Origin of the sequence: Acinetobacter sp. BMW17 (assembly GCF_001592855.1) — a bacterium.
Taxonomy (GTDB): domain Bacteria; phylum Pseudomonadota; class Gammaproteobacteria; order Pseudomonadales; family Moraxellaceae; genus Acinetobacter; species Acinetobacter johnsonii.
Window position 1 is genome coordinate 258,067 of the sequence record NZ_LSOD01000047.1, and the last position, 19,496, is coordinate 277,562.

18 protein-coding genes are annotated in these 19,496 nt (G+C 40.9%); 5 read left to right on the top strand and 13 right to left on the bottom strand.

Annotated elements, in window-relative coordinates:
• Positions 1-26: 26 nt before the first annotated feature.
• Positions 27-1,829: an ABC transporter ATP-binding protein gene (locus AXW61_RS15985; RefSeq protein ID WP_062035189.1), complete on the top strand. Its 1,803-nt coding sequence runs from the start codon at positions 27-29 to the stop codon at positions 1,827-1,829.
• Between the two features lie 53 nt (positions 1,830-1,882).
• On the opposite strand, the gene pgsA is transcribed toward AXW61_RS15985, so the two are convergent.
• From pgsA to lpxO, 6 genes are all read right to left on the bottom strand, one after another.
• Positions 1,883-2,470, bottom strand: coding sequence for a CDP-diacylglycerol--glycerol-3-phosphate 3-phosphatidyltransferase (gene pgsA, locus AXW61_RS15990; RefSeq protein ID WP_062035191.1), 588 nt, complete (start codon positions 2,468-2,470; stop codon positions 1,883-1,885).
• A gap of 106 nt (positions 2,471-2,576) precedes the next feature.
• The gene (locus tag AXW61_RS15995; protein WP_062035193.1) at positions 2,577-3,371 is read right to left on the bottom strand and encodes a thioesterase family protein; all 795 of its coding nucleotides are present in this window, start codon (positions 3,369-3,371) and stop codon (positions 2,577-2,579) included.
• 113 nt (positions 3,372-3,484) lie between these two features.
• Positions 3,485-5,284: an excinuclease ABC subunit UvrC gene (uvrC, locus tag AXW61_RS16000; protein WP_062035195.1), complete on the bottom strand. Its 1,800-nt coding sequence runs from the start codon at positions 5,282-5,284 to the stop codon at positions 3,485-3,487.
• 159 nt (positions 5,285-5,443) lie between these two features.
• A complete protein-coding gene (locus AXW61_RS16005; protein ID WP_062035197.1) occupies positions 5,444-5,788 on the bottom strand; it encodes a DUF2185 domain-containing protein in 345 nt (114 codons plus the stop codon).
• Positions 5,789-5,943: 155 nt separating this feature from the next.
• On the bottom strand, positions 5,944-6,351 hold the full coding sequence (locus tag AXW61_RS16010) for a PH domain-containing protein (protein WP_062035199.1): 408 nt from the start codon (positions 6,349-6,351) through the stop codon (positions 5,944-5,946).
• A 217-nt stretch (positions 6,352-6,568) separates the two neighbouring features.
• Positions 6,569-7,483 carry a lipid A hydroxylase LpxO gene (gene lpxO, locus AXW61_RS16015; RefSeq protein ID WP_062035200.1) on the bottom strand — a complete coding sequence of 305 codons (915 nt, stop codon included), beginning with the start codon at positions 7,481-7,483 and terminating at the stop codon, positions 6,569-6,571.
• 479 nt (positions 7,484-7,962) lie between these two features.
• Between lpxO and fadB the strand changes: the two genes are divergently transcribed.
• Entirely contained in the window at positions 7,963-10,116 is a 2,154-nt protein-coding gene (fadB, locus tag AXW61_RS16020) for a fatty acid oxidation complex subunit alpha FadB (protein WP_062035202.1), read from the top strand.
• Between the two features lie 12 nt (positions 10,117-10,128).
• Positions 10,129-11,301 carry an acetyl-CoA C-acyltransferase FadA gene (gene fadA, locus AXW61_RS16025; protein WP_062035204.1) on the top strand — a complete coding sequence of 391 codons (1,173 nt, stop codon included), beginning with the start codon at positions 10,129-10,131 and terminating at the stop codon, positions 11,299-11,301.
• A 51-nt stretch (positions 11,302-11,352) separates the two neighbouring features.
• On the opposite strand, the gene AXW61_RS16030 is transcribed toward fadA, so the two are convergent.
• From AXW61_RS16030 to tehB, 3 genes are all read right to left on the bottom strand, one after another.
• Positions 11,353-12,765: a VWA domain-containing protein gene (locus AXW61_RS16030; RefSeq protein WP_062035206.1), complete on the bottom strand. Its 1,413-nt coding sequence runs from the start codon at positions 12,763-12,765 to the stop codon at positions 11,353-11,355.
• Positions 12,753-14,240, bottom strand: coding sequence for an AAA family ATPase (locus tag AXW61_RS16035; RefSeq protein ID WP_081408317.1), 1,488 nt, complete (start codon positions 14,238-14,240; stop codon positions 12,753-12,755). Before AXW61_RS16035 ends, AXW61_RS16030 begins: the two co-directional genes overlap by 13 nt.
• Positions 14,241-14,371: 131 nt before the next feature.
• On the bottom strand, positions 14,372-15,244 hold the full coding sequence (gene tehB / locus AXW61_RS16040) for an SAM-dependent methyltransferase TehB (protein WP_062035209.1): 873 nt from the start codon (positions 15,242-15,244) through the stop codon (positions 14,372-14,374).
• A gap of 282 nt (positions 15,245-15,526) precedes the next feature.
• On the opposite strand from tehB, the gene AXW61_RS16045 reads away from it, so the two are divergent.
• Entirely contained in the window at positions 15,527-16,225 is a 699-nt protein-coding gene (locus tag AXW61_RS16045; RefSeq protein ID WP_062035211.1) for a hypothetical protein, read from the top strand.
• A gap of 57 nt (positions 16,226-16,282) precedes the next feature.
• Here the strand turns inward: AXW61_RS16045 and AXW61_RS16050 are convergent, their stop codons facing one another.
• The 3 genes from AXW61_RS16050 to AXW61_RS16060 all read right to left on the bottom strand — a co-directional run bounded on the left by AXW61_RS16050 (position 16,283) and on the right by AXW61_RS16060 (position 18,080).
• Positions 16,283-16,555, bottom strand: coding sequence for a hypothetical protein (locus AXW61_RS16050; RefSeq protein WP_058868773.1), 273 nt, complete (start codon positions 16,553-16,555; stop codon positions 16,283-16,285).
• A 112-nt stretch (positions 16,556-16,667) separates the two neighbouring features.
• Positions 16,668-17,417, bottom strand: a complete 750-nt coding sequence (locus tag AXW61_RS16055) for a hypothetical protein (protein WP_062035212.1) — start codon at positions 17,415-17,417, stop codon at positions 16,668-16,670.
• Positions 17,418-17,564: 147 nt separating this feature from the next.
• The gene (locus AXW61_RS16060; protein ID WP_062035214.1) at positions 17,565-18,080 is read right to left on the bottom strand and encodes a hypothetical protein; all 516 of its coding nucleotides are present in this window, start codon (positions 18,078-18,080) and stop codon (positions 17,565-17,567) included.
• Positions 18,081-18,315: 235 nt separating this feature from the next.
• Between AXW61_RS16060 and AXW61_RS16065 the strand changes: the two genes are divergently transcribed.
• Positions 18,316-19,005, top strand: a complete 690-nt coding sequence (locus AXW61_RS16065) for a DsbA family oxidoreductase (RefSeq protein ID WP_062035216.1) — start codon at positions 18,316-18,318, stop codon at positions 19,003-19,005.
• 96 nt (positions 19,006-19,101) lie between these two features.
• On the opposite strand, the gene AXW61_RS16070 is transcribed toward AXW61_RS16065, so the two are convergent.
• Positions 19,102-19,302 carry a dodecin family protein gene (locus tag AXW61_RS16070; protein WP_062035218.1) on the bottom strand — a complete coding sequence of 67 codons (201 nt, stop codon included), beginning with the start codon at positions 19,300-19,302 and terminating at the stop codon, positions 19,102-19,104.
• Positions 19,303-19,496: the final 194 nt, after the last annotated feature.

Here is a 19,496-nt window from a genome sequence, read left to right on the forward strand (position 1 = left end):
AACTTTCACAATAAAAAGAAGCATGTATGAACCTTTGGCAGTTGTTTCAAAAGCTTCACCCCTTTGTCCGTCCCTATCGGATATTGGTGATTGCGACCTTGATCCTGACGCTGATTGGTTCCTTCACCGCGCAGGTTAATGCTCTGACTTTGCAATATGCCGTCGACAGTATCAACCGTCTGGTCGAACAAGGCCAAGGACTGACCGAAGGCCTCCATATTTTGATCACCATTTCTATGATTTTACTCAGTAAAGAAATCATCAGTGCCTTGGTGCAGTTTGGTCAAAAGTTTTATGGGGAAAAGCTCCGCATTCTGGTATCGCAAGACTTGGCGCAAAGTATTATCGAAAAATTCCTTAGCTACCGTTTGGCTTTTTTTAATGCCGATCAAAACCAAGCGGGTAAGCTACAAACGCGAATTGACCGTGGCATTGGTTCACTGACCCGTCTGGTACAAATCTTTTTTATCGATATTTTGCCACTTTTTAGCAGTGCCATTGTGGCACTGGGGCTGATGTACTATGCCAACTTCTACGTCGGTTTGGTGGCGACCAGTATTATCCCAATTTACTTTTGGCTGACCTTCCAACAAGCTAAGAAACTGGGCGGATGGCGGCGCAACCTGCGTGATGGCCGTGAAAAAAAGAGCCAAGGCATTCTCAGTATTATCCAGTCGATTAGCGTGATTAAGTCCTTTAACCGAGAGTCCATTGAATCGACTAAACAACTGAAACTACAAAAAGCACTGACCGATAACCAGATGCAAACGCGTCAACTCAGCTTTTTATTTGATGGCTTAAAGACCTTTATTGAACAAATCGGGATTGTGTTGATCATCATCCTCACGGCGTACTTTGTGCTCGATGGACAAATGAGCATTGGCATGATCATGTTTCATATTTTGCTGTTTAATAATGTCTCTGCGCCAATTCGTTCATTGCACCGTATTTATGATGAAGTCAATGATGCAATGATTTACGCGGAAAGCTTTTTTAAAATTTTAGAAGCAGATGATGAAATCGAGCAAAGTGGTGCGCTCAAACCCACAATTCAGGGTAAATTCACCTTAAAGAATGTCGATTTTTTCTACCCCAATGGTCATCACGCATTAAAACAAATCGACATGGAAATTCGACCCAACAAAATCACGGCTTTGGTGGGCTTATCTGGTGCAGGAAAATCCACTTTAATTAGCCTATTAGATAAATTTTATCAGCCTGATGCAGGAAAAATTGAGCTCGATGGAATTGATTTACAAGACATCGACACCGCCTATTTACGCGATCACATTGGCCTCGTCTTACAGAAAAATCACATTTTCCAAGGCAGTATTTTAGACAATATTCGCTATGGAAAAATCAATGCCAGTGATGAAGAGGTCTATGCTGCCGCAGAAAAAGCCTCTATTCATGAACAAATTTTGCAGCTCCCCGCAGCTTACCAATCCGATGCACTGATGCTTTCAGGCGGGCAACAACAACGCATTGCGCTGGCACGGATGTTCCTCAAGAACCCACCGATTATTTTTCTGGATGAACCAACCGCCAGCCTCGATGCCATTGCTAGCGAGCAAATTAAACAGAGCCTCGATGAGATTAAACAAGGGCGAACGGTGATTATTATTTCGCATAGTCTGTCGCAAATTATAGATGCCGATTATACCTATGTCATGAAGGAAGGTTGTATTGCTGAACATGGAGAACATGAAGCGCTGTACCGTCAGGATGGGGTCTATAAGGAAATTTTCGATGCCATGGCCAAGAGCCTCAATATTGAAAAAATTGCCAAGACTTTTGAAGATGATACTGAGGAAGAAACGCATAGCTAATGAATCTCAGGTACAAAAAAAGCTCCCGCAGGAGCTTCTTAAAAATCTAACAATCAAGGCTGTTTTAAGTATGGCCAAGCCGCTTTGAGGTAAATAAACATCGACCATAAAGTCAAAATTACTGCGGTATACAACAATGCATAAGCCAACATTTCAAGCGGCTGCCAATTCAGTAAGAACACGGTAATTGCAATCATTTGAAAAGCAGTTTTATATTTCCCGACCGTAGACACGGCTACATTGGTACGTGCACCTAATTCCGCCATCCATTCACGCAGTGCTGACACCGTAATTTCACGGGAAATAATCACAATCGCCGCAAATGCCATCGAAATTTCTGGTTTCCACTGCACCAACACGATCAGTGCTGCTGCCACCATCAATTTATCCGCAACAGGGTCTAAGAAACGCCCAAATGCAGAGGTCTGATTTAAACTCCGCGCCAAATAACCATCGAACCAATCTGTCACCGCTGCAACGACAAAAATAGACGTCAACAAAATATGACGAGACATACTTACCGCTTGTTCAGCGATACCCATTACAGGGGGCCAATAGGCCACCAACAAAAAGACCGGAATTAAGGCAATACGCGCCAAGGTCAAGATATTAGGAATATTCAGGATGCGACCTGTAGTCATAAACACCGCCCGTTGTTTCCCTCATGTACGATGAAAATGCACACTTTTTTGAGGTTTAATCCATCGTTAATAGCGCCCACTTTATACGAATTGACCTAAGGTGTCACTAGGCAAACACGGTAACTGTTTGACGCGAAATTGCAATTAAACGATTCTGATCATCCCACAAATAGGCGGCTTCGGTGGAATATCCATCCGCAGCATATTGCGTTTCAACGCGGTACTTCATCCAATCATGTAACTGATTTTTCAGTGGATGCACATAGGTCAAATGCCAGGTCAACGAACTTGCAGGTGCCATCATTTTAAACATGGGCAAGACGCCCGGTGGCCAAATGTCCATCGACACCATCAAGTCTGCCACAGTCATGTCACGATTTTCATGCAAATTGGGGTTAAAACGATACCAGCCTGAAAAGTCAGGCTTTGGACTGGCTGTACACGGATACTGTCCTGTCACCCAAACCATATCCAGCTGCTTAAAACACTCAGGTGCAAGCGGGTGATGCGGCGCTGTTGTAAGACCATCAACCGATGGAAACGCGGGTGCTACAGGTTCTTGATGCACATGGATACTCGATTCACGCTGTGTCCCGAAGCTTGCCACCAAAATACTTTGAACTGCATCATCCTGCCATAAACGTACTTCCAAGGTGGTAACCGACTTGCCTTGACGTAGAATCTCGCTGGTTAAACGAACTTTGGCTTGTTGTACTGGCCCAACAAAAGTCACGTTACAACTGAGTAAATGCTTCGTGTCATCGGCAAGAGTCAACAATGCTTTTTGCATCATTAAACCTGCGACCAGTCCCCCATAGATCGTGCGTCCTTGTAACCAACCTGTAGGAATATCAATCCATTCTTGTTCTGCTAAAGCCTGATAACTGTGTTGAAGCGACATGTGGCATCCTTGTTTTAAATTCCATCCATATCTTTACAACACAATTCAACCAATGTGAATGATCAATGACCCATGGGTCAATAAGCACTTTTGCCATCGCAGTAGATGCGGTTCTATTCATGCAAGACTTTATAAATGGTGCGGGCCATCACTTCGCCTAAACCGGGGACTAGGGTTAAGTCTTTTTCGGAGGCTTTCAACACCCCTTGAATCCCACCAAAGTGCGTCAACAAATCGCGGCGGCGTTTCGGCCCCAACCCCGGAATTACTTCCAAAATCGATGAACCCCGTTTTTTATCGCGTTTGGCTCGGTGTTTAGTTATCGCAAACCGATGTGCCTCATCACGTACCTGTTGTATCAAATGCAACGCTTTATGATCTTCAGACAACTGAATTTTAGTTCCATCGGTAAAGTGTAGAGTTTCAAGGCCCGGTTTACGCCCCTCGCCTTTTGACACCCCGACCATAAAGGCCTCTAAACCCAGCTCTTGCATGACTTCCATCGCCATATGCAACTGCCCTTTGCCACCATCAATCAGCAGTAAATCAGGCAGCATAGCTTTTTTATAACGACGAGTCAGCGCTTGGCGCATTGCGGCATAGTCATCACCAGCGGTAATGTCTTGAATTGAAAACTGACGATAATCGCGCTTACGAATGCCGCCACTGTCGAATACCACACACGAAGCCACGGTTTCTTCACCCATGGTATGTGAGATGTCAAAACATTCGATCCGATCAATCGTACGTCCCACCACTTGTTCAAGTTGATGGAAACGCTCATTCAGCTCAAAGTGATTGGCCAATTGCCCTTTGATCGCATGCTGCACATTCATCTGTGCCAGCTCTAACCATTCTGCACGTGTTTCACGTACGCTATGTTTAATCTGTACTTTCTTACCAAACTGTTGTTGTAACGCTTGTTCCAGTTCTTTTCGATCGGGCAATTCGACATTTACAATCAACTCACTGGGTACTTCATCTGCCACTTGGAAATAAAAGTTCGCTATGAAGTCAGCCAGCATTTGCCCCAGATCCTCTCCGAGCATATCTGGGAAGTAGCTTTTACCTCCGAGCATTTTCCCGTTGCGCACATGCATAATCTGCACACAGGTCACTCCTGCCTGATAGGCAATCGCTAAAATATCGGCCTCACCTTTGAGCTTATAAATAGCTTGTTGAGACTGGACATCCCGCAGCAGCGCCATACGGTCACGGTAAAACACCGCTTTTTCAAACTCTAGGGCTTCGGCCGCTTGCTCCATTTTCGCAATCAGTTCTTGATTCAGCTCTTTGGTGTCCCCTTGTAAAAAACGAATCGAGTTATCGACATCATTTTTATACTCTTCAGGGCTAATGAGTCCCACACACGGTGCTGAACAACGTTTGATTTGATACTGCAAACAAGGACGCTTACGCTGTGAAAAATAGCTATTTTCACACTGACGAACATTAAACAGCTTTTGTAAAACCAACAAAGTATCCCGTGCATTATAAGCACTCGGATACGGTCCAAAAAACTTTCCGACTTGGTGTTTGCCTTTGCCCCGACCCGATGCAATCCGAGGATAAGGTTTGTCGGCAGAGACAAAGATATACACATAGGACTTATCGTCCCTGAGCATAATGTTATAGGGTGGACGGTGCAGCTTAATCAGGTTTTGTTCAAGCAGCAGTGCTTCAGTTTCGGAACGAACAACTAAGGTTTCGATGTCATAAATACGCGCCACCAAAGCCTGCGTCTTCGGGTGCTCAATAGTTTTGACAAAATAACTCGAGACACGATTTTTTAAATTTTTCGCTTTGCCCACATACAGCAGTTCACCGTCTTTGCCGAGCATGCGATAAACGCCCGGCAGTGTGGTCATATTGGCTAAAATTTTTTCGATATGTTCTCGTGCGTTTTCGTTCACAGGGTTCCCTAATTTTCTCGGCTCGCCGTCAACTGTTCTGCGTAGGCTTAGCCTTTGATCTGTCTTTTAGATTGGGCAGGTCTGACGCATTTCAAGCACATGAAAGTGCATTTCAAAACCAGTCTGCTGGCAAAAGACATTGATGCTGAGGTTGAAGACTTACTCCAGATCCATCGCTTCAAAATCGATCCGTTCAAACACACCTTGTTCATTGCGGGCAAAGTGACTTCCCGCAGGTGCATTTAAGTGAGCAATGATGTCCGCATCATAGTTGGCAATCACATTGACCTCATAAAGACCTAAGTTTTCAGGGTCTTCAATATAGTCATCCCCTTCTTCACCCGATAAAAACACCCAACCACTTTCTTCGCTAGATTGTGCTTCTTCACGGTACATATAGGCCACTTTTAGGCCTTGCACCGTAATCATATCTGAAGCGATACAACTTCCCATATGCGGCACTAAAGTTTGAATTTGTGTCGGACTCAATTGATACGACTTCATAAGCATACCCTTCAACGGCAAGTAGACGTTTTGCATGTGGAGGTTTGTGGGATGAACAGGACTCAAGTTTATTTTACTTTAGTCTTCACGGCATATTTGAGCAAGGCTTTCACTCGCTTAGGCCCGTAAAGCATACAATTTGCCTAAGACTATATTTATGACAATTTTAACGCAACTTTAAACGCTACTTTGTCTTTCGGTGACACCAAAATGGTTTTGGTTTGGCCCTCTTTTAAGTATTCAATCTTTAGACGGTCTAGAGACAAAGCAGGTGAACTGATGGAATTATCTGTTTCAGAAACCGACTGTATCGCGCTTAAGGGAATGATCCATTTAAAACAGAGACTGCGAATTGTCAGTTGCTCCTGATCGACCACATAGCGAGTACTCCACAGCGGCCACCACAGTAAAACAATAGTCAAAGCATAGACCACAACGAACAAAAGATTTTGCATCAAAATGCCTTTGCCATAGGTGGTCAAAATCAATTGGGCCAACAGGCCTGACATGGCAATAATAAACCCCAAAAACCACCAGTCCATCTTCGAACGAAACTTTTGCACCTTGAAACCTCATGCTTTATCTAAGTTATAAGTTGCGATCTTAAAAATGACACAGATACGCACTCATATTGTTTTTAGTTTTAACTGGATAAAGCATAAAGCCATGCGTGGTTCGAATCCACTGTAAGCCTTGAAATAAATAGAAAAATCAAAAGGGCAGATAGGCTTCCCCTTTTCTGCCCAAATAAAAAACGCCCCTCAGGGCGTTTAATGTGCTTTAAAACACATAAGGTCGAACAAAGATCAAAAAGAAAATTCCAAGCATCAAGAACCACTTTAAGAAGTAGTACAGTTGACGGTTGGTTTTCTTCAAAGCTTTGGCTTTGATCCGCACTTGATAGACATAACCAAAGACTTTATTCAGTCCACCCGTTTGATCCCCAGCTTCATTTGGAGAGCTGGCAGCGGTCATAACTTTTTTACCAAACCAGTGATTGAAACGTTCCATAAAGCGTGTCTTTAACGGACGCTCGACATCGGCAAAGAAAATAATGCGGTTTTGATCGGTCTTATTTTCTGCATAGTGAATATAGGTTTCATCAAAGACCACACTTTCACCATCACGCCATGAATAGCGCTCACCATCCACATCAATAAAGCAGCGGTCATCGTTCGGTGTGATCAGCCCCAAGTGATAACGTAATGAACCCGCATAGGGGTCACGGTGACGAACCAAACGGCTGTCTGGTGCCAGTTCGGTAAACATCGCAGCTTTAATGGTCGGCAAGGTTTTCAGCAACGCCGTCGTTTTTGGACAAAGTTCAGCGGCTGATGGATGTGCAGAGTCATACCATTTCAGATAAAAACGCTTCCAGCCTGTTTTGAAAAAGGAGTTAAACCCCAAGTCATCATAACTGCTCGATGCTTTAATTCCGCCTTTTTCATATAAAACTTTTGCTTCATCACGAATCATTTCCCAGTTTTCATCCAACACTTTTAAGTCTTGAAAATGCTGTGTATCGATATATGGCTGATTCGGTACCTTTGAAAACATGTACATGAGGTAGTTAATTGGCGCAAGAATCGTTGAGTGATCGAAAAATTGACGATAAAACGAGTGACGAACCTTCCCACGTTGCTGAATATAAAATGCAGAAAGAATAAAAATCGCCAGAATGATCCACTTAATCATATGAAAACCTGGAAACCAAAGAAAACGAAATAAAAGAAAAAGACCGGTATTCGGTCTAGACTGCAAATTGTAACATAGGCTGCAAAGTACGTCCTATTTCCAGCTTTTCATCACAAGTTTTCATTCTGTTTGGGTTTACCTGCAAGTGCAGCATTGACTAAATTGCCAAAATCGGCTCAAAGGTTGACTTGAAATATAAGGACGCTGTCTAATCATTTTTTAATCACTCATCCATAAAAAATCTTAAACGAAACAAAAACTTCACTCTATTTAGGCCGCATTATTCAAAAATACATCACGCAAGCACACGAAATAATTGAATAAAAATAGATGACCCTTGCGTCACGGCTTGATACAACTTGTTATGTTCTTTTTCGATATAGTTATCGTAAGATTGGCGGAGCATAGATGTACGTAGGAATGACGTACTCGCTTCACAACATCAACTTAGAAGTCCTCCAAAATAAAGGAGATCAGGCATGATCCACGCTGGCAATGCCATTACCGTCCAAATGCTTTCGGACGGAATTGCAGAATTCCGCTTTGACTTACAAGGTGAGTCGGTCAACAAATTTAACCGTGCAACGATTGAAGATTTCAAAGCTGCAATTGACGCTGTTAAAGCAAACGGTGACATCAAAGGCTTAATCGTTACTTCGGCTAAATCTACATTTATCGTTGGCGCAGATATTACTGAATTTGGTGCAAACTTCGCTCAAGGCGAACAAGCGATTGTGGATTGGGCATTGCCTGTTCACGACATCTTCAACGCATTTGAAGATTTAGACATTCCTAAAGTTGCAGCGATCAATGGTATGGCATTGGGCGGCGGCTTTGAAATGTGCCTCGTGTGTGACTATCGTGTGATGTCAGAAGCGGCTCAAGTCGGTCTTCCTGAAATCAAACTGGGCATCTTCCCTGGTTTCGGTGGTACGGTTCGTTTAAGCCGTCTAATTGGTATCGACAATGCAGTTGAATGGATGGCCATGGCTAATCCTAAAAAACCTGCTGCGGCACTGAAAGACGGTGCGGTTGATGCGGTTGTTGCTGCAGACAAACTACAAGACGCTGCAATTGACTTGGTTAAACAAGCCCTTGCTGGCCGTGTAGACTGGAAAGCAAAACGTCAGGAAAAACTTGACCCTGTTAAATTGAACCCAATCGAACAAATGATGGCGTTCAACTCGGCGAAAGGTGCAGTTCTTGCAAAAGCAAATCCTGCTCAATACCCTGCGCCTAAACTTCTTCTTGACTCATTACAAGCAGGTGCAAGCCTTCCACGTAATGAAGCACTTCAAGCTGAAGCGGCTGGTTTTGCAAAAGCAGCGATTACACCACAAGCAAATGCATTAATTGGTCTATTCATCAATGACCAAGTGGTGAAGAAAACTTCGAAGAAATATGAAAAAGGTGCGCACCCTGTAAACCAAGCGGCTGTATTGGGCGCGGGTATCATGGGTGGCGGTATTGCTTACCAAGCGGCAAGCAAAGGCACACCAATCATAATGAAAGACATTGGTAACCCGCAACTTGCTTTGGGTATGAAAGAAGCCAATGGCTTACTGACCAAACAAGTTGAACGTAAGAAGATGAAACCTGCTCAAATGGGTGAAACTCTTGCGCGCATCCGTCCAACTTTAAGCTATGACGAGTTTAAAGAAGTGGACATCGTGATTGAAGCAGTAACTGAAAATCCAAAAGTAAAAGGCATTGTACTTGCTGAAACTGAGAAGAACGTCCGTGAAAACACGATCATTGCTTCAAATACTTCAACAATTTCAATCACACGTTTGGCTGAAAACCTACAACGTCCTGAAAACTTTGTCGGTATGCACTTCTTTAACCCAGTACACATGATGCCATTGGTAGAAGTGATCCGTGGTGAGAAGACTTCGGCTGAAGCGATTGCAACCACTGTAGTTCTTGCTCAGAAAATGGGTAAAACACCAATCGTAGTCAACGACTGCCCGGGCTTCCTTGTAAACCGTGTATTGTTCCCTTACTTTGGTGCATTTGACCTTCTATTGAAAGACGGTGCTGACTTCCAACAAGTCGACAAAGTCATGGAAAAATTCGGCTGGCCTATGGGTCCTGCTTACTTGATCGACGTGGTGGGTATCGACACGGGCGTTCACGGTGCAGAAGTCATGGCTGAAGGTTTCCCTGACCGTATGAAGCCAGACTTCAAAGGTTCAATCGAAATCATGTACGAAAACAAACGTTTGGGTCAAAAGAACGACGTTGGTTTCTACAAATACGAACTTGACCGTAAAGGCAAAAAAGCCAAAGTGGTTGATCCAACTGCGTATGAGCTTGTTGCTACTGTGGCAACTGCAGAAAAACGCGAGTTTGATGCTCAAGAAATCATTGACCGTATGATGCTTGCTTTCTGTAACGAAACTGTTCGTTGCCTAGAAGACAACATCGTAGCGACTGCTTCTGAAGCAGACATGGCAATGATTATGGGTGTAGGTTTCCCTCCATTCCGTGGTGGTCCATGCCGTTACATCGACCAAACAGGTGTTGCTGAATACGTTGCACTTTGCGACAAATACGCACACTTAGGTAAAGCTTATGAAGCGCCACAAATGTTGCGTGACATGGCTGCTAACAACAAAAAATTCTACGGTTAAGGAGCAACGTGAATGGCTACTTTAAATCCACGTGACGTTGTCATCGTTGATGGCGTACGTTCAGCAATGGGTAAAACCAAAAACGGTATGTTCCGCAATGTACGTGCTGACAGCTTATCGGCTGAATTGGTTCGTGCTTTAGTTGCTCGTAACCAGTTTGACACCAATGAAGTTGAAGACCTGATCTGGGGCTGTGTAAACCAGACTCTAGAACAAGGTATGAACATTGGCCGTAACATTGGTTTATTGGCTGACCTTCCAAAAACTGTGGCAGGTCAAACGGTTAACCGTCTTTGTGGTTCATCTATGCAAGCGCTACACACCGCTGCTGCACAGATTGCAACCAACCAAGGTGATATCTTCATCATCGGTGGTGTAGAGCACATGGGTCACGTTGGGATGATGCACGGCATCGACCTGAACCCAGAAGCATCTAAGCACTATGCAAAAGCGTCTAACATGATGGGCTTAACGGCTGAAATGTTAGGTCGCATGAATGGCATTACCCGTGAAGAACAAGATGCATTCGGTGTTGAATCTCACCGCCGCGCTTGGGCTGCAACGCAAGAAGGCCGTTTCAAAAATGAAATCGTAGGTGTTGAAGGTCATGATGCCAATGGCTTCAAAATCCTTTGCGACATCGACGAAGTGATTCGTCCAGATGCAAACCTTGAAGCATTCAAAGGTTTACGTCCTGTATTTGACCCGAAAGGCGGTACAGTAACAGCAGCAACGTCTTCAGCTTTGTCTGATGGTGCATCTGCAATGCTACTGATGTCTGCTGAACGTGCTCAAGCTTTAGGTCTTAAGCCACGTGCTGTGATTCGCTCTATGGCGGTTGCAGGCTGTGATGCTGCAATCATGGGTTATGGTCCTGTACCTGCAACTCAAAAAGCGCTTAAACGTGCTGGCTTAACGATGGCAGATATCCAAACCATCGAGTTAAACGAAGCATTTGCTGCTCAAGGCTTATCAGTGATGAAAGGCTTAGGCGTGTATGAGAAGCAAGACATCATTAACTTAAATGGTGGTGCGATTGCATTGGGTCACCCATTGGGCTGTTCTGGTTCACGTATTACAACGACCTTGTTGAATGTGATGGAACAACAAGATACGCAAATTGGTCTTGCGACTATGTGTATCGGTCTTGGCCAAGGTATCGCGACTATTATCGAACGTGTTTAATATTTAGTTAAATACTGAGATAAAAAGAACCCCGCTTATTGCGGGGTTTCTTTATTTAATTAAATTCACTATTTCTGTAACAGAACTATTTCTAGGATTAAATAGCCATTCTCTATCAAAGTAATCTCGAGAAAATTCATTAATTGGAGAACACCCTATTACTAATGAAAAAAATTGATTTTTATTTTCCTTAACTAATTTAATCTTATTATGAATTTTTGTATCTAAAGATGCCATTATAAAATCTGATACTACAAGAATATCTGCTTTTTTATAATTTTCTTTTTCAACTAGTTGCAATGCATAAGCTAAAGCAGGTGCAACGTCTGTTCCACCATAGAAAGACATTTTTAGAAAATCTATAACACTTTTTAATCCATTGTCACTTGTTAATTCTAATGTCTTAATTGATGTCGAAAAATTAATTAAAAAACATTTTCGTTTTTCTTTCATTGCTTGAGTTGCAAAATATAAAGCCGTTGCTTTAGCAATATATTCTGGCATGCCATTCATCGAACCACTCGTATCTATACATAAGATCATCGGTCCTTTCGAATCATCAGATACCTCTACATCCTGTTCAATAGTATCTTTATAAGGTTGCAATCCTTGCATCTCAAAACACATCAGATTGGATTCTATAAATTTTAAATCAAACAAAATTTCAGTTTCAGGATCTGACAATAATGCCAATTCAGAAGGCAAAATAAACTCTAAATCCTTAGCTAATTTTGTTCCTATAATTTCTTCTCTAGAATTTATATCAGGAATATATGTTTCAATACTCAAAGACTGTGAAATAACTTTTTTATCTTCTGCAATTTTAGCACTTTGAATTTTACCTAATACATTTAAAACCTCTGCCAATGAAGCATTGTTTCGGAGATATTCCGCCCATTGTTTAAACTGAACAATATCTTGTGGTGTTAAATTTCCTTTGGAATAGTCTAAAAAAGTACCTGTTTCCAAGCCTAAACTGTCCGTCAGTTTTTTTAACTCTTCTAAATCCTGTAATTGCTTTATAAACTCTTCAATAAACTTTTTTCTCAGCTCATCAATCTTTTTTAAATTCCATTCAGCAATTTGTTGATCTAAATTTTTCTTCCAATCACCTAATAAGTGAGACATCAACTTTTGTTGGTTCACTTTAGGCTTTTCAAGCTCTTTTTGCCAATACGCAGTAGAGTCAGGCAAACCTGAAAATTTTAAGAATTCACTATACTGCTGAACAGCGCCATTTACTTTAGACACATTATTTTGAGCAATATCTTCATATTGCTCTTGATACAAATAATATGGATTATCTAAGAAAAGTTGTCGCTCAGTATTTTTAGACCAAACTTTGACTTGCATGTCTAAACGATGACTAATCTTTTCATGCTCAAGCCACTGTGATAATGAATTTTCTTTCGTGGCTTGTTGCACTGCTTCTTTAGTATCATCAAATAAATTTAGCTGATACATAAGGATTTTAGTCTCTCACTATCCTGAATATTTAATTCAAAATTTTGTATCTGCTTTTCAAGACTACTCACTAAAAAATCTTTTTCTTTTAAAGAAATAAATAATGAGTCAAATTCATCTAAAAGTTCATTCTTTCTATTTGTAACTTGCAATAATGCCTGTTCAAAATTCTTTTGGATACTACCTACCTCATCGTGTAAAGCTTTAATTAGCCTTTTATTTATATCTTCCTTTTTAGAACCTTTCGTATATTTCACTTGTGGAGTAAACTTTTTATTCATATTGTGAAAATTACAACTACCATTATTTTGAAAATTATATTCATAATTTAAATCATTTCCATTGATATCTTTTGCATAAAACCATTCATCAGTTCCTACATGACTCACATTAATATAAACTTCAATTTCATTTCTGTAAGTTTGAAGAGTAAATGGATAGTATTCTTCAGTACCAATTTTCACTGTGTCATAAATATCATCCGAATAATACAGCTCTGTTTTAATTTCATTTTCTAAGCGTTGCTTTTCTGATATGGAATTCTCTTGATCAATACCACTATCTAAACCATTATTCTTTAAGCATTGCTCTACAATATTATCAATGTCTTTAAAATTTTCTGATTTACTCCATAAACAATATTTCAGCAAAAATATTTCACTTAAAATGACTTCTTGACGCCCATTAAAAAATGCAGCGGCTTTAAGTAAATAAGCAGCTCTTTGCCAACGACGATCTGAAACATAAATTTTTTTATCTTTAGGTAAATCAGATATCATTTGACGAATCATCAATATGATATCTGATACTTCCTTGCTAAATTTCACCTCATGAATGTCTTTTTGCCATTTTTGCCATTCATCTTTTTTAATTAATAACTGCTTATCTAAATTTACCTCGATCTCAGTTGGTTTAGAGCAAATTAAATTTAAGAAATTTTCATTATTTTTAATCGGCTCAACTATTAGGCGTAAAATGAAACGATCATATAAAGCATCCAAACCTTGATTTTCAGCAGGGATTTCATTTGAAGCTGAAATTAAAGCCTTTAATGGTACATGAAGAATTTCATCACCATTTTTAAATAATTTTTCATTTACCAATGTGAGTAAAGCATTCAAAATTGCAGGACTAGATTTCCAAATTTCATCTAAAAAAGCAAAGTCTGCATTTGGTAAATAGCTTTCAATTTTACGTGTATAACGATCTTCTTTTAACGCTTTGATAGAAACAGGACCAAAAACTTCTTCAGGTGTACTAAAGCGATTCATCAAATATTCAAAATACTTTGGCTGCTCGAAAGCCTGTGCAATTTTTCTTGAAATTAAGCTTTTAGCAGTACCTGGAGAACCAAGTAAAAAAGTATTTGTACCTGATAAAGCACCTAACAAAGTTAATGCAATAATATGTTCTCTTTCATACATATTGTCAGATAAATGATTTAAAATTTTTTCAATTCTTTGGTTTATGTTCATATACGCCGTAAGTAAATATAAGTTATTAATTAAAAATAAATATTTCAAATAATAAACTTATCACTACTCTTTAATTTTTTCTATGACAAATCATTTAATTTCCTCAGTTTATAGTAAAAAAACATTTATTCTTATAAATCATCTATCCGCTGCGCCAATAACGTCGCAAAATGCTGCTTAATCCGATTACCCTGCTTATCAACCCGATGTAACTCACCTACATCTTCATTGTATTTCACAATGTTCCAGCCATCGTATAGCGCACTTAGCTCTCCTGCTTTAAAGGCAAAAGGAAAGTCAGGCTGTGCAGGAATATCATCGGTATCCATCACACAGACGATCAAGTTCAACCCGTTCACTTTGGTAACTTGCTGCATCTGCGCAATTAATGGTTTCACCGTTGAGGCCTCTAAAAACATCATCACGACCGTACAGCAAATAAAGTCATATGTACCTGTAATGCTTGGGTCAGCATTGAGGTCACGCTGTTGCACATGAATCTTTTGAATACCTTCGGCATCTATAATCTGCTGTAGTTTTTGCAAACTTTGCGGATTCACATCCCAAGCATCCACCTCAAAGCCCTGCTGACTTAAGTACAGTGCATTGCGCCCTTGCCCACAGCCAACATCCAAAGCCCGACCACCGTGTAAATACGGCGTAGCCGCCAAAATTTCTGAGTGCGTAGGTGAAAGCTGATATTTCTTATAAAAATAATCCTGCGGGGTACAGTAAAACTGTAGCCGACACTCTATGTCGTCACTGGTCGAAACAATCTTGTGCCATGCTTGAGGCTCAATAAACGGTGGCTGTTGCTCAGCTGTAAATAGATGTTCAGATTGCACTTGACCTGCTTCATCTAAAAAAGCAAAGCTCAGCTCACCTTGATAAATCTTTAGCTTTGCCCACGTGCCCGCTTTGGTATTGTGTTGATTTTTAAACCCTTGCGGAATGGTCTGCGCAGTCCATACAGGAAGTTCTTTATAACAAATCAAGTCTTGCATCAGCCTAGTCCCCACCTTGTTATGACGTATTCGCCAGTCCATCGTTTTTTATTGAACACTTGTATGATCATAGCCAGTTCAGACTCAAATGAACATTCATTCAGTAACTAAAACCAGTAGATGGATAAAAAATAAAATCTGTTGCCACGGCATTGAGCGACTCATCGAACTTTCATGACTTCAAACTTTTGAGCTTTGGCGCCTTTTTGAACATTTTAATGATAGGCTTAAAGACAATAAAAACTCAGCTTAACTATATTTCAAATGATTCGGAGTCTATTGATGTTTGCATCACCTTTAAAAACCATCATTTGCTTAGGCGTCATGGCAACATTATTCACAGGCTGTGCCACCAAAACCCTGATGACCAAAGACAATAAAACCTATACCCGTACCAACAAAGTCACCTTGATTGAAGACCAAGTGGTGGCTTTTGGCAAACCTGCTCAGCCTCTACCGAATTTACCTGCGCATAGTTTAGTGATTGCGGGGCAACAAAAAAGTTATGTATTGACCCAAGGCGGGCCCCAATTTGTCAGCTTGATTGGGAAACTGGAACCGAAAAATATTCAAGTCACCCGAGAACTAAGTTTCTATTCAGAAAAGAATGATGGTCATTTCACAGGGACACTACCACTGTCTTATGTGAAACTCAAAGAAGACATCAGCAAGAAAGATCTTGAATTTTTTATTGAAAATGGTGCGAAGGAATGTTCAAGTTCCAGTGATGAACGCATGTTTGCACAGCGTTTCTGTTTTGAGATCAAACTGGCAGGTGTGGTTTACCCTGCCGCGAACAATTTAGCGTCGTTAAAAGCCTTGAGTAAACCTTATCAGGTGAGCATTTATACCCATCAAGAGGAAAGTTATAAATCAAAGTCAGGTATGAATCCTTTTGAAAAATTAGTGTTACTGCCTTTTGCCGTGGCAATTGATGTGGTCAGTCTACCCTTCCAAGCGGCCGATAAAATTTTTGATTAAGACAATAAAAGCACAGCGCCTAGAACGAATCAGGCGCTGTGCTGTTGTGTGAAGGATTTAAATTAAGAGTTCGCCCATCAACCAAGCCATATACTTTTCTTTGTCCATAAAGTCAGGCGCGCTGCCCGTATCTAGACTGAAGTACTGTTGGTTGAACTGAATCACGATTTGTTCGGTGTGGTACCAGTCTTCAATCATTTTGAAATATTGGTTGAAGAAAAAACGATTCTTCCCCCAGTTGCTTAAGCGTTCTAATTTTGGATAGTTTTTATTTTCTACAAACTCACTATACACATGCTGAATATCATCAAAAACGTGTATGGTTCTCATGACTCACCTGCCTGCACTGAAAAGTCGTCATCGTTGTGATGCTTTTACTCTAGCAGCCTATTTTGAACAACAGATGACAGTCCGCTTACAAGGCTGTCATCTTTGCACGGTGTTATAACTTCTGTTCTACCTCTTTTTGGGTCTGTTTTTCGACCTGCTGCATTTGGCTATTCAGTGCCAAAATCTCTTTATACAGCGCATTAAACTGCTGTAGTGGTGCATCTTCATAAAACATAAAGGTGTTATTTTTCTTTTCCCATTGGTTATTTTTCAGCACCAAGAAAATTTGATCCGCTTTGGCTAAATTCTGCTGTTCAAGACTAAACAGGCGGGTAGCTTCATGGCTTTTTTCACTGGCTTTCATGCTGTCGGTCAGTTGATGGCGGAACCGCGCAGATATTGCTAAATCTTTGGCCTGAGCAATCGCTTCTTTTTGACGTTGTTCAACCTGCTGTGCATAGCTATCAACAACGGCATGTACGTCTTTCAGCATTTGCTCCGTTTCAGCATAATTGTTCTTTTTGTCTTTGCTTAATCGGTCAATATTTAAAAATTGATCCCAATCTAAGGCTTTTAAATCTCGCAGATATTGATTACGCGCTTCGGCATTTTGCAGCATATGACTGAGCACAAACTCCGCCATAATTTGATAGTCACCTGTCAGACGTGGGTCTTTTACATCGACTTGAATCGGTGTGGTCCAATCTTGAGCTTGTTTGTAAATTTGTTCGGTCTTTTCATACAGCACCGTTTCATAGCGTTGTAGCTGCTGCTGCTCTTTTTGTTGTTGAGAATACTGATAAAACATCCAACCAAAAACGGCACTGGTCGCAAGAACTAAAATCAACACAATACGTCGCATGTTCAGCTTCCTCTTCATTTCTTTTCATCATAGCAAATAAAGGCACATGATCAATATTTCAACATGTTATCGAGATTTGAGGACGCTAAGGCCGTACCCTCCCCAAGTGGATGAGGAATGTACGGGCGATAAACAAATAAAGACGTGTTACTTCGTTGGAGCTATTCTCGGTTGCTGACTATTCTGTTGAATCCCTTGCATAAAATTCCGATCAATCTGCCCAATCGAAATTTGTTCACGGGCAATTTGTACATTGGTCGCATTACGGTCAATGCCAAACGGCTGCAACATGATATACAAACCTTCAGTTGGATTAGACGACTGCAAACCAGCGGCAATGTTCAAGACATGCTCACGTAACAAAGGCGGCACAGAATTTAGATCTGCGGTGACCGCAGGTGGCAAAATATCGATGTTTTGAGTGATGGTCGGATCGACCACAAAAGACTGCGCATCATCCTGTAACTGAACAATACGGTGCTGCAAGGCTTTACGAATATTTTCATCCTGTTGATAAGGAATCACACCCGTTTCAGCACGTAGCTCTGATTCCGCCATGGTTCTAAAAGTCGGTAGACTCACGATCTCACCATTGGCTTGCAGCAAAGTCGGCATAAAAATAAGAACACAACAAAAAACTGGAAGAGAATTTAAAAATTTCATAAAACAATCCCAAACGATAAGAGATATAAAAAGCATGCTCAAACTGAGCGCCTTCACCCTATTGTATATTTTTCGATCTTTATGCAACGTAGTTGTCAGATAAACGGTCAAACCCAGAGGGCTCAACTGATTGAATCCATAGCGAAACCGCTTTTTTTAATGGCCCTGCTTTAAATTTTATAACTCATCCCCATCATTTCCTTAATTGCTCTTTTTACTATTTTTGAGAAATCCCATGCGTGTAGATATTTGGTCAGATGTTGTTTGTCCTTTTTGTTATATTGGCAAAAAACGTTTAGAAGCGGCGGCTGAACAAGCTGGTGTTGAATTAGAAGTGCACTGGCACAGTTTTGAACTGGATCCAGATGCGCCAGTACGCCAAGAAATTTCGAACTCAGAACGTCTCGCACTAAAATATGGTCGCACAGTCGCTGAAGTTGAAGAGATGCAACGTAATATTGCCAAAATGGCTGCGGAAGAAGGCATTGAATTTAACTGGGAAAATGCCAACTCAGGCAACAGTTTCAATGCACACCGTATTATCCACCTTGCTCAAAGCCATGGTTTAGGCAATGAAGCTGAAGAAGCCTTTTTCTTTAGTTATATGACGCAAGGTTTACCGATTGGTGAACGTGAAACCATTGAAGATGTGGCCTCTCGTATTGGGTTAAACCCAGTTGAGGTAGATGATGTGCTGGATTCTGACGAATACGCAGATTTCGTGAAGTTTGACCAAGAAGTGGCGCGTGAACAACTGAAGGTAACGGGTGTGCCGTTCTTTGTTTTCGATCAACGTGTGGCTTTAGCGGGTGCGCAGCCGCGTGAAGTCTTTTTACAAGTCCTTGAAAAAGCACAAATGCCAGCAGAAGAAAATAATGCTGCACAGTGTTCCGATGAGTCTTGTGAAACACCAAAACAATCATAAGGATACTCGGTTCAGACCTTAACTGAGCCCTATCCATAGATAAGAAAATCCCCGACCTGCGGGGATTTTTTATAAGTTAAAAAAACTGATCTGTCTTTAATCGACCAAGAAACTAATTTTAAGATTGACCCGATATTCTACAATTTGGTTGTCCTTAATCACCACTTTTTGTTCATTGATCCAAGCACCTTGAACATTCTTCACCGTCTCGGTGACTTTTGCGACCCCAGTCTGAATCGCATCTTCAAAACTTTTCGCACTGCTTGAATTGACTTCTACCACTTTTGCAATGGCCATCTGTTTGTCCTCAGCTATTGTTGTTTTTGCCTGTTCATCTTAGGTGAATTTTTAATCAAAAATAGATGAGTTAAACATTCCACAGCAAAAACTTACACAGTGTGCACAATCAAAAGACTTCAAAATGATGAATATTTAAACAATTAATCATGTAACTCCAAGTCCTTTTTCAGGTCTCATTTCAGACAAAAAAG

Excerpts from the sequence above, each read along its gene's own strand:
- AXW61_RS15985 (WP_062035189.1), top strand. The coding sequence starts at position 27 with ATGAACCTTTGGCAGTTGTTTCAAAAGCTTCACCCCTTTGTCCGTCCC.
- pgsA (WP_062035191.1), bottom strand. The coding sequence starts at position 2,470 with ATGACTACAGGTCGCATCCTGAATATTCCTAATATCTTGACCTTGGCG.
- AXW61_RS15995 (WP_062035193.1), bottom strand. The coding sequence starts at position 3,371 with ATGTCGCTTCAACACAGTTATCAGGCTTTAGCAGAACAAGAATGGATT.
- AXW61_RS16005 (WP_062035197.1), bottom strand. The coding sequence starts at position 5,788 with ATGAAGTCGTATCAATTGAGTCCGACACAAATTCAAACTTTAGTGCCG.
- lpxO (WP_062035200.1), bottom strand. The coding sequence starts at position 7,483 with ATGATTAAGTGGATCATTCTGGCGATTTTTATTCTTTCTGCATTTTAT.
- fadB (WP_062035202.1), top strand. The coding sequence starts at position 7,963 with ATGATCCACGCTGGCAATGCCATTACCGTCCAAATGCTTTCGGACGGA.
- fadA (WP_062035204.1), top strand. The coding sequence starts at position 10,129 with ATGGCTACTTTAAATCCACGTGACGTTGTCATCGTTGATGGCGTACGT.
- AXW61_RS16030 (WP_062035206.1), bottom strand. The coding sequence starts at position 12,765 with ATGTATCAGCTAAATTTATTTGATGATACTAAAGAAGCAGTGCAACAA.
- AXW61_RS16035 (WP_081408317.1), bottom strand. The coding sequence starts at position 14,240 with ATGAACATAAACCAAAGAATTGAAAAAATTTTAAATCATTTATCTGAC.
- tehB (WP_062035209.1), bottom strand. The coding sequence starts at position 15,244 with ATGCAAGACTTGATTTGTTATAAAGAACTTCCTGTATGGACTGCGCAG.
- AXW61_RS16045 (WP_062035211.1), top strand. The coding sequence starts at position 15,527 with ATGTTTGCATCACCTTTAAAAACCATCATTTGCTTAGGCGTCATGGCA.
- AXW61_RS16050 (WP_058868773.1), bottom strand. The coding sequence starts at position 16,555 with ATGAGAACCATACACGTTTTTGATGATATTCAGCATGTGTATAGTGAG.
- AXW61_RS16055 (WP_062035212.1), bottom strand. The coding sequence starts at position 17,417 with ATGCGACGTATTGTGTTGATTTTAGTTCTTGCGACCAGTGCCGTTTTT.
- AXW61_RS16060 (WP_062035214.1), bottom strand. The coding sequence starts at position 18,080 with ATGAAATTTTTAAATTCTCTTCCAGTTTTTTGTTGTGTTCTTATTTTT.
- AXW61_RS16065 (WP_062035216.1), top strand. The coding sequence starts at position 18,316 with ATGCGTGTAGATATTTGGTCAGATGTTGTTTGTCCTTTTTGTTATATT.
- AXW61_RS16070 (WP_062035218.1), bottom strand. The coding sequence starts at position 19,302 with ATGGCCATTGCAAAAGTGGTAGAAGTCAATTCAAGCAGTGCGAAAAGT.